Annotated in this window: 12 protein-coding genes, 1 tRNA gene and 4 pseudogenes; 5 read left to right on the forward strand and 12 right to left on the reverse strand. The window is 67.9% G+C overall.

Annotated features, from left to right (window positions below):
- The 5 genes from AD428_RS11640 to hemA form a co-directional block, all read right to left on the reverse strand.
- The coding region (locus AD428_RS11640; RefSeq protein ID WP_200908029.1) for a nitronate monooxygenase at positions 1 to 318 on the reverse strand (318 nt) is incomplete at its 3' end.
- A gap of 20 nt (positions 319 to 338) precedes the next feature.
- Complete coding sequence (locus tag AD428_RS11645) at positions 339 to 1,316, reverse strand: Bug family tripartite tricarboxylate transporter substrate binding protein (protein WP_053245270.1); 978 nt, start codon at positions 1,314 to 1,316, stop codon at positions 339 to 341.
- A 136-nt stretch (positions 1,317 to 1,452) separates the two neighbouring features.
- Complete coding sequence (locus AD428_RS26765; RefSeq protein ID WP_160318575.1) at positions 1,453 to 1,602, reverse strand: hypothetical protein; 150 nt, start codon at positions 1,600 to 1,602, stop codon at positions 1,453 to 1,455.
- A gap of 26 nt (positions 1,603 to 1,628) precedes the next feature.
- Positions 1,629 to 2,711 carry a peptide chain release factor 1 gene (prfA, locus tag AD428_RS11650; RefSeq protein ID WP_053245279.1) on the reverse strand — a complete coding sequence of 361 codons (1,083 nt, stop codon included), beginning with the start codon at positions 2,709 to 2,711 and terminating at the stop codon, positions 1,629 to 1,631.
- A 90-nt stretch (positions 2,712 to 2,801) separates the two neighbouring features.
- Complete coding sequence (gene hemA, locus AD428_RS11655; RefSeq protein WP_053245271.1) at positions 2,802 to 4,076, reverse strand: glutamyl-tRNA reductase; 1,275 nt, start codon at positions 4,074 to 4,076, stop codon at positions 2,802 to 2,804.
- A 344-nt stretch (positions 4,077 to 4,420) separates the two neighbouring features.
- Between hemA and AD428_RS11660 the strand changes: the two genes are divergently transcribed.
- Positions 4,421 to 4,496, forward strand: a tRNA-Phe gene (locus AD428_RS11660).
- A gap of 273 nt (positions 4,497 to 4,769) precedes the next feature.
- On the opposite strand, the pseudogene apbC reads toward AD428_RS11660, so the two are convergent.
- A pseudogene (gene apbC, locus AD428_RS11665) lies at positions 4,770 to 5,728 on the reverse strand (iron-sulfur cluster carrier protein ApbC); the annotation flags it as partial.
- Positions 5,729 to 5,829: 101 nt separating this feature from the next.
- On the opposite strand from apbC, the gene AD428_RS11670 reads away from it, so the two are divergent.
- Complete coding sequence (locus AD428_RS11670) at positions 5,830 to 6,102, forward strand: hypothetical protein (RefSeq protein ID WP_053245280.1); 273 nt, start codon at positions 5,830 to 5,832, stop codon at positions 6,100 to 6,102.
- A gap of 151 nt (positions 6,103 to 6,253) precedes the next feature.
- Positions 6,254 to 8,359: pseudogene (gene metG / locus AD428_RS11675) on the forward strand (methionine--tRNA ligase); the annotation flags it as partial.
- A gap of 28 nt (positions 8,360 to 8,387) precedes the next feature.
- Here metG and AD428_RS11680 read toward each other — a convergent pair.
- The 3 genes from AD428_RS11680 to AD428_RS11690 all read right to left on the reverse strand — a co-directional run bounded on the left by AD428_RS11680 (position 8,388) and on the right by AD428_RS11690 (position 10,639).
- The gene (locus AD428_RS11680) at positions 8,388 to 9,128 is read right to left on the reverse strand and encodes a sulfurtransferase (RefSeq protein WP_053245273.1); all 741 of its coding nucleotides are present in this window, start codon (positions 9,126 to 9,128) and stop codon (positions 8,388 to 8,390) included.
- Between the two features lie 54 nt (positions 9,129 to 9,182).
- The gene (locus AD428_RS11685; protein WP_053245274.1) at positions 9,183 to 9,983 is read right to left on the reverse strand and encodes an META and DUF4377 domain-containing protein; all 801 of its coding nucleotides are present in this window, start codon (positions 9,981 to 9,983) and stop codon (positions 9,183 to 9,185) included.
- A 122-nt stretch (positions 9,984 to 10,105) separates the two neighbouring features.
- Complete coding sequence (locus AD428_RS11690; protein WP_053245275.1) at positions 10,106 to 10,639, reverse strand: META domain-containing protein; 534 nt, start codon at positions 10,637 to 10,639, stop codon at positions 10,106 to 10,108.
- A 291-nt stretch (positions 10,640 to 10,930) separates the two neighbouring features.
- On the opposite strand from AD428_RS11690, the pseudogene AD428_RS11695 reads away from it, so the two are divergent.
- Positions 10,931 to 11,875, forward strand: a pseudogene (locus AD428_RS11695) (acyltransferase family protein); the annotation flags it as partial.
- A 204-nt stretch (positions 11,876 to 12,079) separates the two neighbouring features.
- Here the strand turns inward: AD428_RS11695 and AD428_RS11700 are convergent.
- Positions 12,080 to 12,454: a helix-turn-helix domain-containing protein gene (locus AD428_RS11700; protein WP_082308373.1), complete on the reverse strand. Its 375-nt coding sequence runs from the start codon at positions 12,452 to 12,454 to the stop codon at positions 12,080 to 12,082.
- A gap of 546 nt (positions 12,455 to 13,000) precedes the next feature.
- On the opposite strand from AD428_RS11700, the gene AD428_RS11705 reads away from it, so the two are divergent.
- Positions 13,001 to 13,810, forward strand: coding sequence for a response regulator transcription factor (locus tag AD428_RS11705; protein ID WP_082308374.1), 810 nt, complete (start codon positions 13,001 to 13,003; stop codon positions 13,808 to 13,810).
- A 33-nt stretch (positions 13,811 to 13,843) separates the two neighbouring features.
- Here the strand turns inward: AD428_RS11705 and AD428_RS11710 are convergent, their stop codons facing one another.
- Positions 13,844 to 14,452: a TetR/AcrR family transcriptional regulator gene (locus AD428_RS11710; protein ID WP_053245277.1), complete on the reverse strand. Its 609-nt coding sequence runs from the start codon at positions 14,450 to 14,452 to the stop codon at positions 13,844 to 13,846.
- A gap of 226 nt (positions 14,453 to 14,678) precedes the next feature.
- Positions 14,679 to 14,854 (reverse strand): annotated as a pseudogene (locus AD428_RS26080) (penicillin-binding transpeptidase domain-containing protein); the annotation flags it as partial.

Here is a 14,854-nt window from a genome sequence, read left to right on the forward strand (position 1 = left end):
CCGGGCGCTCGGGCGCCGGCAGACCCAGCCGCGCATGGAAGCGGCCAGCAGCGGCAGCATGTTTCCGCCGTCTCCGCGCATGGGCTGCTCGGGAACCGCGGCGAACAGGTTGATGGCGAAAGGCCGCGGCGTGCGTTCGCGGATCGCGGCCGCGGCGGCCTCGATCTGCGCGGCGCCGAGGTAGGCGGCGCCCAGCGATCCCAGGCATCCCGCCCTGGACGCTTCGGACACCAGTTCCACCGTGGTCGCGCCGCCCGCCATGGGCGCCTGGATGATGGGATGTTCGAGTGGCAGCAGGTCTTGCAGGGGAGTGGCCATGGGATTGCTCCTGGAAGGGCTTATTGGAGCTGGATGTTTCCAGCCTTGATGACGTGCGCCCACTTCTCGGTTTCGCGCTTGATGAAGTCGCCGAATTCCTCGGGCGTGCCGCCGCCGGCCTGGCTGCCGGTGTCGGCGATGGCCTTCTGGACGTCGGGCTCCTTCAGGATGCGGTTGAACTCCGCATTGAGCTTGGCGATGATGGGCGCCGGGGTGCCGGCCGGGGCGACGATGCCCTGCCAGTTGTACGATTCGAAGCCGGGCAGGCCGGATTCGGCCATGGTCGGCACGTCGGGCAGCACGGCCAGGCGCTTGGCCGAGGTGACGGCAATGGGGTGGATTTTCTTGCCCTGGATGGCGGGCAGCGCCGAATAGCCCATTTCGAACATCATCGCGATATGGCCGCCCATCAGGTCGGTGGCGGCGAGGCTGCCGCCCTTGTAGGGCACGTGCACGATGTCGATCCTGGCCTGTTCGCGGAACATTTCTCCCGACAGGTGGTGCGCGCCGCCCACGCCCGACGAGCCGAACGACAGCTTGCCCGGTTCTTTCCGGGCCAGGGCGATCAGGTCCTGCAGGTTCTTGACGGGCAGTTCGTTGTTGACGCTCAGCACCAGCGGGCTGTTCTCGATCAGGATGATCGGCGCCAGGTCTTTCTGCGGATCGTAGGGCAGCTCCTTCATCAGCGACGGGTTCACCGCCATGGGCGCCAGGTTGCCGGTGCCGATGGTGTAGCCGTCGGGGGCGGCCTTGGCGATCAGGTTGGTTCCCACCACGCCGCCGGCGCCGGCCTTGTTCTCGACCACCACGGGCTGGCCCAGCGATTCGCCCAGTTTGCGCGCCAGCAGGCGCACGCGCGTGTCGGCAAAGCCGCCGGGCGCGTAGGGCACGATCATGGTGATGGGCTTGGTCGGCCAGTCGGCGGTCTGCGCTTGCGCGGCTCCGCAAAGGGCTGCGGTGGCGGCCAGTGCCGCGATCAGGGGGCGCAGGGGTTTCATCATGGGACTCCTCTTTCTGTCTCGCTATCTCTATGAACGGGCCGGTTGTCCGGCCCGTTGCATTATGCCTTTTCGCGGCATGTCCCCAGGCGCCAGGCCGACGCCGCCAACAGCAGCGCCGCGCGCGGCCAGCGCCTCATAGGCCCGGGCCGCCGCCGGGTCGAGCGGATCGGCGTCGCTGCTCCAGCAGCCAGGCGCGCGGCTTACGCAGCACGTGCTCCAGCAGCATGCGCACCTCCAGCCGGGGCAGGCGGGCGTCGGCCAGCAGATCCTTGATTTGCGCCATGGGCATGACCTCGGATGCGCCGGGCCTCAAGCCTCGTCGCCCAGCGCGGCAAGCTGCTCGGCCTGGTGCTCGGCAATCAGCGCGCCCGTGAGCTCGTCCAGGTCGCCTTCCATGATCTGCTGCAGCTTGTACAGCGTCAGGTTGATGCGGTGATCGGTGACGCGGCCCTGCGGATAGTTGTAGGTGCGGATGCGCTCGGAGCGGTCGCCCGAGCCGATCAGGCTCTTGCGCTCGGCCGCCTCCTTGCTCTGGCGCTCGCGCATCTCCTTGTCTTTCAGGCGCGCGGCCAGCACCTGCATGGCTTTGTCCTTGTTGCGGTGCTGCGAGCGATCGTCCTGGCACTCCACCACCAGTCCGGTGGGCAAGTGCGTGATGCGCACCGCCGAATCGGTCTTGTTGATGTGCTGGCCGCCCGCCCCGCTGGCGCGGAACGTGTCGATGCGCAAGTCGTTCGGATTGATGACGATGTCCGACATCTCGTCGGCCTCCGGCATGATGGCCACCGTGCAGGCCGAGGTATGGATGCGGCCCTGCGCCTCGGTGGCCGGCACGCGCTGCACGCGGTGCGCGCCCGACTCGAACTTCAGCCGCCCGTACACGCCGTCGCCGTCGATGCGTGCGATCACTTCCTTGTAGCCGCCCAGCTCCGACGGGCTTTCCGACATCAGCTCCACGCGCCAGCCGCGCTGCTCGGCATAGCGCGTATACATGCGCAGCAGATCGCCGGAAAACAGCGCGCTTTCGTCGCCGCCCGTGCCCGCGCGGATTTCCAGGAACACACTGCGGCCGTCGTTGGGGTCGCGCGGCAGCAGCAGCACCTGCAGCTCCGCTTCCAGCGTTTCCAGGCGCGCGCGCCCGGTCTTGAGCTCCTCCTCCGCCATGGCCTTCATTTCCGAGTCCGACAGCATCTCCTGCGCGGCGGCCAGGTCGTCCTCGGTCCGTGTGAACGCCTTGAACGCTTCCACCACCGGCTCCAGCTCGGAGCGCTCGCGCGACAGCTTGCGGAAACGGTCCATGTCGGCGGCGGTTTCCGGTTCGGCCAACAGGGCGTCGACCTCGATCAAGCGGTGGCACAAGTGCTCCAGCCGGCTGCGCATGGAAGATTTCATGGAATCGGGAACAGAGAAAAAGAAGGTAAGCGGAAAGCGGGCGCCCAAAACGCGAACGCCCGCCGGGAGGCGGGACGCGGGACAGGATCGCTAACGGCGGGAATCGCGGCCGGGGAACAGGCGCGGCATCCAGGCAAGCAGCTGCTTGCGGTCCTCGCCTTCGCTGCGGTTGAGCGCCGCCAGCGGGCCGTGCAGGTACTTCTGGGTCAGGCCGTGCGCAAGCTGCTCCAGCACGGCCTCGGGAGATTCGCCGCGCGCCAGCAGCCGGCGCGCGCGCTCGAGCTCCGCCGGCGCGCACGTCTTCGCGGCCTGGTGCAGCCCCTGGATCACGGGCACCACCTCGCGCGACTGCATCCAGTGCATGAAACCCTGCACACGGGTCTCGATGATGGCCTCGGCCTGAACCACTGCCGCGCGGCGCGCGTCGGTGCCGGTCTGCACCAGGCGGCCCAGGTCATCCACGGAATAGAGATAGACGTCGTCCAGGCGGCCGACCTCGGGCTCGATGTCGCGCGGCACCGCCAGGTCGATCATCACCATGGGACGGTGGCGGCGCAGCCGCGTGGCCCGCTCCACCATCCCCAGCCCGAGGATGGGCAGCGAGCTCGCCGTACAGGACACGATGACGTCGAACTCCGACAGCCGCTCGGTAAGGTCCGACAACTTCATGGTGTTGGCCGAGAAGCGGTTGGCCAGCAGCTCGGCCCGCTCCACGGTGCGGTTGGCCACCACCATGCTGCGCGGCCGCTGCGCGGCGAAGTGCGTGGCGCACAGCTCGATCATCTCGCCCGCGCCGATGAACAGCGTGCGGGCCTGGCCCAGGTCGCCGAACACGCGCTCGGCCAGCCGCACGGCCGCCGCCGCCATCGACACCGAATGCGCGCCGATGGCCGTCTGCGAACGCACTTCCTTGGCCACGGAGAACGTGCGCTGGAACATCTGGTGCAGCAGCGTGCCCAGCGCGCCGGCCTCGCCGGCCGCGCGCACCGCGTCCTTCATCTGCCCCAGGATCTGCGGCTCGCCCAGCACCATGGAATCCAGCCCGCTCGCCACGCGGAACGCATGGCGCACGGCCTCGTCCTGCTGGTGGCGGTAAAGATGGGGATTCAGCGCGCCGGCATCCAGGTGATTGTGCTCGGCCAGCCACACCGGCAGCCGCTCGGCCACCTCGCCTTCGGCCGCGCAATAGATCTCGGTGCGATTACAGGTAGAGAGAATCGCCGCTTCGCGGACCGAACCGCCGAACGCCGCGCGCAGGCCCTCCAGCGCCGGCTTGACCAGATTGACGGGCATGGACACGCGTTCGCGTACCGAAACCGGCGCGGACGTGTGATTCAGACCGAAGGCAAGAACGGCTACCGACATGGGCAGGATTTGTAACAAGTCGACTGCTTGCGATTATACTCCCACGGGTTATCCCCAGCGTAGCGCCCGGTCCCACCGCGACCCTGCGTCGCACCCTGCCGTTCCTTTCTTCCAACACGGGTGCGCCCCCGATTCCGGCTCCGGCCGGCGACGCGCTCTGCGCCACCAACACGCCCGGCCCCGCCATCCTGGGGCGATGCGCAATCCATGCGCCATCCGCTGCCAGCCCTGCGCAATCTTTGCCCAACTCCCCTCCTTTTTTCACATCCGCGCCAAAAAGTCGCAGATTTCCGCCTGCCCGCGTGCACGGCCTCAAAATTTTGTGTATAGTTGCGGACTTCGTTGGCCTGGTAGCTCAGTCGGTAGAGCAGAGGATTGAAAATCCTTGTGTCGGTGGTTCGATTCCGCCCCAGGCCACCACGAATTCGATGCCCAGCTCTTTTAGCTGGGCATTTTCATTTGTGCGTCAAGGCGTCGATCCGGCAGCCTGCCATCCGGCCATGGTCATCGCGTGTCGATGCAGCCCAATAATGCCCTTGCGGGCTCGGGCGGAAAGGCTCGAATGCCCTTTCTTGCCGGGTCCGCCCTCGCCGGGCGTCACACACTCTCCCGCCGCTTCAAATAGCGTTGCGGCGTATCGCCCAGCGTTTCCCTGAACATCGAAATGAATGCGCTGGCGCTCCGGTAGCCGAGTTCACTGGCGACCGTCGACACCGACTCGCGGATGGCCAGCGTCAGCGGCAGGCTGCCCAGCCACGGCGCGTGATACTGCTCGGCCATGCGCCGTCCGCCGCCCTCGCCGAAAATGTGCTCGGCATGCCCGCACTGCGAGCAGATGTGGATGGCCATGTTCTCGACCACGCCGAGAATGGGCACTTCCACCTTCTGGAACATGCGCAGGCCCTTGCGGGCGTCCAGCAGCGCCACGTCTTGAGGCGTGGTGACGATGACCGCGCCCACCACGGGCACCTTCTGCGCCAGCGTGAGGGCCACGTCGCCAGTGCCGGGCGGCATGTCCACGATGAGGTAGTCCAGGTCGCGCCAGTTGGTCTGGCGCAGCAGCTGCTCCAGCGCCTGCGTGACCATGGGGCCGCGCCAGATGGCGGGCGCGTCGGCGTCGATCAGGAAACCGATGGAATTGGCCTGCAGCCCGTGTCCGGTCAGCGGCTCCATGCTTTTGTTGTCGAGGCTTTCGGCCGGCCCGAAATGCCCAGCATGGTGGGCACGCTGGGGCCGTAGATGTCGGCGTCGAGCACGCCCACGGACGCGCCCTGGGCAGCCAGCGCCAGCGCCAGGTTGACCGCCGTGGTGCTCTTGCCCACGCCGCCCTTGCCCGAGGCCACTGCAATGATGTTGCGCACGTTGGGCAGCGGCTTCAGGCCCTTTTGCACCGCGTGGGCCGCCACCTTCCAGCGCACGGCGACCTGCGCGCCCGGCACGCCCGCGGCATCCAGCGCGGCAACCGCGCCGGCCTCGCGCACGCGCTCGCAGTCCTGAGCGCTGGCCGGATAGCCGAGTTCCAGCGCCAGCGATACGCGCGCGCCCTCCACCTGGATGTCACGATCTTTTACAGACGCGGCCAGGTCCAGACCGGTTTCGGTGTCGCGCGCGGCGCGCAGCGCGGCGCGGATGGTTTCTATCGTTATACTCATGTCAACAAGGTTCCGTAGGCAGCGCGGCTTTTGCGTGCCGGTATGCCCTAAAGGATAGCGGATACGCGGGAACCTTTCGCTGCGTTTTGCATCCCACCTCCATGACCGATACTCTCTTTCGCTTCTTCCGTGCCGTCGCATTCGCCGTCCTGGGCCTGATCGGCATGGCCATGGCGCTGGTCTTCATGCTGTCCACGGCCATCGCCGTGGCGATCCTCTACGTGGTCGCCAAGGTGCGCGGCAAGCCGTTCGGCGTGCGCGCCTACTGGAGCCAGCGCCAGGGCGCCCGCTCCGGGCCGTTCCAGGCGGCTTCCGCCCCGTTCACGCCGCCCCGCGGCGACGTGATCGACGTCGAGGCGCTCGAAGTCCGCTGAGCGCCGCACCGCCGCGGCCAGTCCGCGGCTTGCGCCAGCCGCCTTCCCCATCCGCCAGGCCGGCCGCGTTCGCGCGCGCCGGCCTCGTTGCTTTCCGGCCCCGGGTTTCCCCGGGCGCGGGCGCGGCGCCGGTTGGCGCCATGCCCTAAAATGGCCGGCTCCCCCCCTTTTCAACCCTCAGACGGCAACCATGTCCCGTACCCTTTTCGTCACCACCGCCCTGCCCTACGCCAACGGATCTTTCCACATCGGCCACATCATGGAGTACATCCAGGCCGATATCTGGGTTCGTTCGATGCGAATGGCCGGGCACACGGTGCATTTCGTGGGTGCGGACGATGCGCATGGCGCGCCCATCATGCTGAAGGCCGAAAAAGAAGGCATCACGCCGCAGGCGCTGGTCGCCCGCTACGCGGCCGAGCGCCCGCAGTACCTCGACGGCTTTCACATCCGCTTCGACCACTGGCACTCGACCGACTCGGCCGAGAACGTGGCGCTGTCGCAGGACATCTACCGCGCCCTCAAGGCGCAGGGCCTGATCGAAACGCGCTCCATCGAGCAGTTCTACGACCCGGTCAAGGGCATGTTCCTGGCCGACCGCTACATCAAGGGCGAATGCCCCAAGTGCCACGCCAAGGACCAGTACGGCGATTCCTGCGAGGTCTGCGGCGCGGTCTATGCCCCCACCGATCTCATCAACCCATATTCGGCGCTCACGGGCGCCACGCCGGTGCTGAAGTCCTCCGACCACTTCTTCTTCAAGCTGTCCGACCCGCGCTGCGTGGAGTTCCTGCAGCAATGGACGGCGGGCTCCAACCGGGCCGGCGTGAAGCATCTGCAGTCCGAAGTGCTGGCCAAGACCCGCGAGTGGCTGGGCGCCGACGACGGGCAGGCCAAGCTGGGCGACTGGGACATCTCCCGCGACGCGCCCTATTTCGGCATCGAGATTCCCGATGCGCCCGGCAAGTACTTCTATGTGTGGCTGGACGCGCCCGTGGGCTACCTGGCTTCGCTGAAGGCGTACTGCGCCAGGCAGGGCATCGACTTCGACACCCTGCTCGACCCGCGGGGCGACACCGAGCAGGTGCACTTCATCGGCAAGGACATCATCTACTTCCATGCCCTGTTCTGGCCCGCCATGCTCAAGTTCGCCGGCCGCAAGACGCCCGACCAGCTCAACGTGCACGGCTTCATCACCGTCAGCGGCGAGAAGATGTCCAAGAGCCGCGGCACCGGCATCTCGCCGCTGCGCTACCTGGAGCTCGGCATGAACGCCGAATGGCTGCGCTACTACATGGCCGCCAAGCTGAACTCGCGCGTCGAAGACCTGGACTTCAACCCCGAGGACTTCATCGCCCGCGTCAACAGCGACCTGATCGGCAAGTACGTCAACATCGCCAGCCGCGCCGCCAGCTTCATCACCAAGCACTTCGACGGCCAGCTCGCCTATAGCGGCGACACCCAGGCCCTGGCGGCCGAATACGCGCAGCAGGCCGAGTCCATCCGCGCCGCCTTCGAGGCCCGCGAATACAACCGCGCGATCCGCGAGATCATGGCCTGCGCCGACCGCATCAACCAGGCGTTCGACACCGCGCAACCCTGGGTGCTGGCCAAGGGCATCGGCAGCGCCAACGCCGAGACGAAGGCGCGCCTGCAGGATATCTGCTCGCGCTCGCTGGCCGGCTTCAAGGCCCTGTCGGTCATGCTGGCGCCGGTGCTGCCGGCCCTGGCCGAACGCGTGGCGCGCGAACTCTTCGGCGCCGACTCGGAATTCACCTGGGCCGACGCCGCCGTGCTGCCGCAGCGCGTGGCGCCGTTCAAGCACCTGATGCAGCGCGTGGAGCCGCAGATGCTCGAAGACCTGTTCGAGCCGCCCGCCGCGCCCGCGGTGGTGCCCGGCGGCGAACCCCTGGCCGACACCATTTCCATCGACGATTTCGCCCGCGTGGACCTGCGCATCGCGCAGATCGTCAATTGCGAACACGTGGAAGGCTCCACGAAGCTGCTGCGCCTCACGCTGGACGTGGGCGAAGGCCGGCACCGCAACGTGTTCTCCGGCATCAAGTCGGCCTACGAGCCCGAAGACCTGATCGGCAAGCTGACCGTCATGGTGGCCAACCTGGCGCCGCGCAAGATGAAATTCGGCGTGTCCGAAGGCATGGTGCTGGCGGCCAGCCACGCCGACGAGTCGGTGGACGCGGGCATCTACGTGCTCGAACCCTTCCCCGGCGCCAAGCCCGGCATGCGGGTGCGCTGACGGCGCGGCCGCCCCGGCGAGGGCCTCCTTACAGGTCTTTGCTGGGCGCCAGCGCCGGGTCCAGGGAAACGCGTTCGTCGAACACGAAGCACTTGCCCTCGAAACCCGGCCCGCCGGTTTCCTCGAAGTATTTCAGGATGCCGCCATCGAGCTGGTACACGCGCTCGATGCCGGCCTCGCGCAGGTAGATGGCGGCCTTTTCGCAGCGGATGCCGCCGGTGCAGAAACTCACCACCGTCTTGCCCTCCAGTTCCGCGCGGTGCGCATCCACCGCGGCGGGAAACTGCGTGAAGCGGTCGATGCGCCAGTCGATGGCGCCGCGGAACGTGCCCTCGTCCACCTCGAACGCATTGCGCGTGTCCAGCATGACCACCGGCCGGCCCTCGTCGTCCGTTCCGCTCGACAGCCAGCGCGCCACCGTGCGCGCATCCACGCCCGGCGCGCGCCCGGCCTCCGGACGGATGGCGGGCCGGTCCATGCGGATGATCTCGCGCTTGATCTTCACGAGCATCTTGCGAAAGGGCGCCGCCTCGCTGTAGCTGAATTTCACTTCGAGGTCGGCGAACGCCGCATCCTGCCGCAGGGACGAAAGAAACGACTCGATGCCGCGCGCCGCGCCGGCGAGGAACAGGTTGATGCCCTCCCCGGCCAGCAGGATCGTGCCTTTGAGCTCCAGCGCGCGCGTCTGCTCCAGCAACGCGGCGCGGCGCTCGGCCAGGCGGTCCAGGGACACGAATTTGTAGGCGGCGATATTGACGACGGAAGCCATGGATTCAGCGTGCGGGCGAAAAACCGGGGATTTTAAAGCCCCGGCCGGCCGCTCTCAGCGCCGCACGATTTCCTGCTCGACCACGGCGTCCAGCACCCAGCGCGCCGCGGACGCATCGGCGGCGGGGTCGGGGTCGCGCACCTCGACCACGCGCAGCCGGTAGCGGATGCCGGGCTGGAACTGGAAGCCGGTGATCTCGCCATGCCAGAGCTGCCAGGGCTGGGAGGCGCTGTCGCGCACCTGGTAGCACAGGGCCCGGCCCGCGCCGGCGCTGCACGGCACGCGCTCCGAATTCACGTACACCAGCTTGGTCGGCCCCATCTGGCCGCCGGCCGCCGGATCGGCGCGGCGCCCGAAATCCAGCGTGTCGCCGCTGGCCAGCACGAGCGTCAGGCGCTGCGGATTGCCGGAGTTGTCGAACGCGCTGGCGGTGATGCGCGTGAGCCCGTCCAGGAAATCGCGCTCCAGCTTCATGTTCTGCGGCGCGCAGGCCATCATGGTGGCGACGGGACGGGCGCGCACGATGAGCAGGCCGTTGGCCACGGTATAGGGCGCGTTGTACTGGTTGCAGCCCGCGAAGCCCGCCACGCGCGGCTCGCCGCGGTCGCGGATGAATTCCAGCGTGAGCGGGCGGGAGTTGGAAGAGGGATGCGGAATGGGCCGCAGCGCGCCGCCCGGCAGGCTCCAGCGGGCCAGCTCCCAACCCGTCTGGGCGTAGGCGTCGGAGGCGGCGGCGGGCTGGTAGCGGGGATCCTGCGCGTGCCCGCCGCCCGGCGGCGAGGCGCAGGCTCCCAGGCCGATGACGAGAGCGCAGGGCGCGATCCAGCGCCGGCAGCGGAAAGCAACATAGGACACCTCCAGGAAAACCGCCGCGGCCGCCGGGGGCCGCGTTTCGTCGGCATTGTAGGCCGCATCGCGGCCGCCGAGCGCCGCGCGCGAACCGGCTGAAACCGATAGAAATGCCGGCGCGGCGGGCGTCAGGGCGTGGGAGGGTCTTGGCGGCGCACGAACTCCAGCACGTCGCCGCCGCGCAGGTTGAAAGTGAGGTGGCGCGGCGCTCCGCCGCTGTCCAGCGTGAACGTGTCGATCGTGGTCAGGGCGCGCAGGTAATCGGCCTCGAGGGTGGCGCGCTCCCGCGGCACGCACGCCATGCGCGTGGAAGCGGCCGGGGCGATGGAGAGCTTGCCGGCGTCCAGCCTGTAGCTGCCCATGTACTGGTTGCAGCCTGAGAAACCGTTGACGCGGTACTGCCTGGCCTGGGCCAGGAAGGTGAGGCGGATGGGCTCGCCGTTGTCGCCATGGGGAATGGCGCGCAGTTCGCCGCCGGGCCGCGACCAGCGCACCAGTTCCCAGGTGGTTTGGGCCAGAGAATCGGCGCTGCTGGCGGCATTGGCCGCGGCGGCGCCCTGGGCGCGCGCGCCGCCGCCCGTGGAGCCGGCGCAACCCGCCAGCACGGCGGCCAGCAGGCCGAGGCACAGCAGGCGCAGGCGCGAAGACAGAATACGAAGCATGGGCAGGAACTCCAAAAGAATGCGTCACCCTCAACTGTAACCGCTGCCGCGCGCCCTCCTTCCTACAACCGTAAACAAAAGCAGCATTAGGAAAAGGGTCCGATTTACTCCGGTGGCCCGTTCGTGCTGCGTCGTATGCCCCATGGCGGGCGCACGGAGCATGCGCGCAGAATCAATGCCAGACCACAAGCCGCCGACAGAGCGACACCGCGCCGGCACGTCCCTGCCGCACGTCCCGGCAGCGCGCCCGCCGCGGCGCGACCGGCAGGCATATCAATCGGAGACGCAGCGATGGGACTACTCAGAACATTACTCGCGCTTTCCGTCGTGCTCGATCACCTGGGCGCGGGCGCCACCGACTATCTCGTCGGCGGACGGCTGGCGGTGCAGCTTTTCTACGTGATTTCCGGCTTCCTGATTTCCTACGTGCTGATCGGCACGGACAGCTACCAGGGCGCCGTCGGCAAGTTCTATGCCAACCGGCTGCTGCGCCTGTTTCCCGTCTACCTGGCCGTGGCCGCCATGACCCTGGCCGCGCACCTTCTGAACGGCGGCGAGTTCTTCCGGTTCTATGACCATCTGCCGGCATCGGCGGAGGGCTTCCTGGCGCTGTCCAATCTTTTCATTTTCGGCCAGGACTGGCTGATGTTCTTCGGCGTCCGGAACGGCTCGCTGGTCTTCACGGGCAGCTTCGCGCACAGCGACATGCCGCTCTACCACGGCCTGCTCGTGCCGCAAGCGTGGACGCTGGGCGTGGAGATGACGTTCTATCTCGTCGCGCCCTTCATACTCGGGTCGCCGCGCCGGATGCTCGCGCTGCTGGCCGCGTCGCTGGCGCTGCGCGCCATCCTGATCGTCAACGGCATCGGCACGATAGACCCCTGGACCTACCGCTTCTTCCCGACCGAGCTTGCGCTGTTCCTGCTGGGCGCGCTGTCGCACCAGATGCTGCTGCCCCGCTATACGGCATGGACGCGGCGCTATCCGCGCCTGCCCGAACTGGGCGCCGCCGCGCTGCTCTGCTATGTGTTTGTGCACTTTTCCATCGGCATCCCCCACACCGTGCGCGACGCGCTGGCCGTCACGCTGGTCGTCCTGCTGCTGCCGCTGGCCTTTCTGTTCCAGGCCAGATACCGCTTCGACAAATCCGTGGGCGAGCTGAGTTATCCGATCTATATCTGTCACATGCTGGTCATCATGTTCTTCGACGAAACGCTCAATTCGTTTGAACGGTCGCAGCCGGCGCTCTTCACCGCGCTGGTGGTCGCCGGCTGTGTGGGATTCGCCGCGCTGCTGAACGCCTTCATCGCCGACCCCGTGGAGCGGCTGCGCAACCGGCTGCGCCCCCTGGAGAGAAAGGACGCGGCGGACACCCTCGCCCGGCCAGCCCGGCGCGCTGGCCGCGGGCGGCAGCCCAATGGGCTCTATACGCCGCGTCCCCTAGGCGGCCAGTACGAGTTCTATCTGCTGCTTTTCCTGTTCGGTCAGGCGCGAATAGGCCTCGTAGGAAATCGAGGCGAACGGCCATGGCGGCTCGGGACCGCCGGCCGCGCCGCCCCCGGCCGGCGCCTCCGCGCCGCCTTCCTGCATCGGGCCTTCTCCGGTGCTGAGCCAGGCCGGGCTGACGCGCAGCGCGCGCGTCAGCTTGATGAGGGCGTCGCTCGACGGCTGCCGGCGCTGCCCGCTTTCGTAATTGCCGATGGCGCTTTGCGAGAGTCTGCTGGCGGCCGCCAGGTCTTTTTGCGTCCATCCCTGGCGCATTCTCGCGGCGCGCAAACGCTGGCTGAACGTTTCTACTCGATCGACTCGAGACATTTGTGCTTTGGTTCTTGGGTTCAATCCGGAATGTCCGGCCCCCCCGCATGCCGCTGGCGGGCGCCAAAGTTTAGGCTGGTTTGGCCCGCGGATAGCGGGAAACAATGTATCGGCGGCCTGCCTCGCCGGGGACGGAACGGCGGAATAAAACAGCGCTCAATGGGGTTTAGCCGTGGCCGGCGCGGAATGTCTGTTACCGCAAGAAACCGAAGAAACGTATCTTCACAAATAAACACAGCCGTGTTTCAATAATCACGGACGTGAAATTCAGACGATGCCGCGCCCGCCGCGCCACCCTGCCTGCCGATATCGTGCATACGGCCTACAGCCCGGACGGCGAGATCCGCGCTCGCCCCATCGAGCCGTCCGCACTCGAACAACATCGCCAGGCGCCGCGCCCGCCGCCTGGCGCGACGCCAAAGGAAGCATGACGCACCACACATACGGCCCCTCCTGTCCGCCTGCGCGGGCGGGAACCGTTTGCCCCGGTCCGGCGCGCGCCCTTCATCCATCCGAAGCCCGGCATGGCGCCAAGGAAGGCACCGAATGAACAACCTGCTGGATGTTCTTCTGCTCGGCAACAACGAAGACCGGCATGCCAGGCTGGCCGACACGCTGTCCCGGCTGGGCTTCAGCATCCGCGTCAGCCCGGATCTCCCCTCCTTCTACGAGAATTATTTCCGGCAGCCCAGCCCGCTCGTGGTGCTGAACGCGCCGCTGCCCGACATCCACAATGCCGCCGTGCGCCTGCGCGCCTCCGATCGCGGCGTGGGCATCGTGGCCGTTGCCGCCTTTCCCGATTCCGACAGCCGCGTGCGCACACTGCTTTGCGGCGCGGACGCCTGTCTCGCGGCCGACGTGGACGGCCTGGAACTGGCGGCCGCCCTGCAGGCGCTGCTGCGCCGCGGCGCCAGCCCAGATGCGGGCGAAGCGGCCGCCGAAGCGAAAGACGAAGGCCAGGCCGCCGGCCCCTGGCGCCTGGCCAACAAGGGCTGGACCCTGGTCGCGCCGTCGGGCCACGAATTGGGCCTCACCACGGGCGAGCGCGATTTCCTGTGCCGCCTGGCGCGTGCTCCCGACCGCAAGGTCAGCCGCGACGCGTTTGGCGAGCACGCCGAAGACGGCGACGCCCCGGGCACGCGCCTGCGCTTCCTGGACGTCATGGTCAGCCGGCTGCGGCGCAAGGCCGCCGCGCACGCGATGATGCTGCCGATACGGGCCGTGCACGGATGGGGGTACATGTTCGCCGCCGACATCGTGCTGGATGCCCGGCCGGCGCAAGCCGCCAACGAAGCCAGCACGCACCAGGAAAAAAGACCGCCGGCGCAGCGTCGCCCGGCCGTGAAGAACGGGTGAGCGCCGGGCGCGCGCGGCCCGCCCGGGGCCGGGTCAGTCCGCGCTCAGCATTTCGCTGACCAGCGCCACGTGCGCCCGCTGGCGGGCCGGCAGATTCACTCTCTCGGGTTCGCCCAGCATCGTCATGACCAGGGCGTGCACCAGCGGAGACAGCAGCAGCCAGGGATGCGCCGCCACGACGCCGTTGCCGCACAGGCCGCGCCGGCGCGCGCCCTCGATCAGCCGGCTGACGTCGCGCTGCTGCGCGTCGGCGGCCGCCCTGCGCCAGCGCGCCGCCAGGTGCGGCACCCTGCCGCTTTCGGCCAGCAGCAGCCGCAGCATGCAGGCGATGTCGGGGCGCGCGAGGCTGGCGTACAGGTGCGACACGATGCGCTCGGCCAGCTCCTGCCGGGTGGCCGCGCCGTCGAGCAGCGCGTCCACGTCCAGCGGCGCGGGATGGAGATGGCGGACGAGCAGGGCCTCGAACATTTCCTCCTTGCTGGAAAAATGCGCGTACACGCCGCCCTTGGAAAGGCCGGCCCGCTGCGCGATGGCGTCCATGCGGGCGCCGGCATAGCCCGACGCCGAGAACTCCAGCAGCGCCGCATCCAGTATCTGCCCGATCCGCACGGACGACGGCAGCCGCCGCCGCTGCATCTCCATAATGTTTCCCTTTGGCGTTGAGTCTTTCGGCCATTAGAAACCGACCCGCCGGTCGCTAACTTGACCTGCGTCAAGGAAAAACACGCTGCGGTGCGGAATAATGAAGCCATCGTAAGGGCCGCGGCGCCCGCCTGGCGGCCATGAGCCGGCGGGCGCTGAGTGTGTTCGGTTCCAAGGAATAAAGGCGCATGACGATCCTCGCAACACGACTTTCTACCCGGCAACCCCAGCGCTGGCGGTCCTTGTCTTTATAGGCCTTGCGCTTCCACTCGGTGGAGGGCAGCACGCCGCGCCGCTCGCCTTCCAGGTCGATGCCGGTGATCTGGCCGAAGCCGAACTGCTTGGTGAAATCGTGCAGCGCGTTCACGCCGATTTCGGGCCCCAGCGAGTAGAAATACGTAT

This window comes from Achromobacter sp. DMS1, assembly GCF_001270295.1.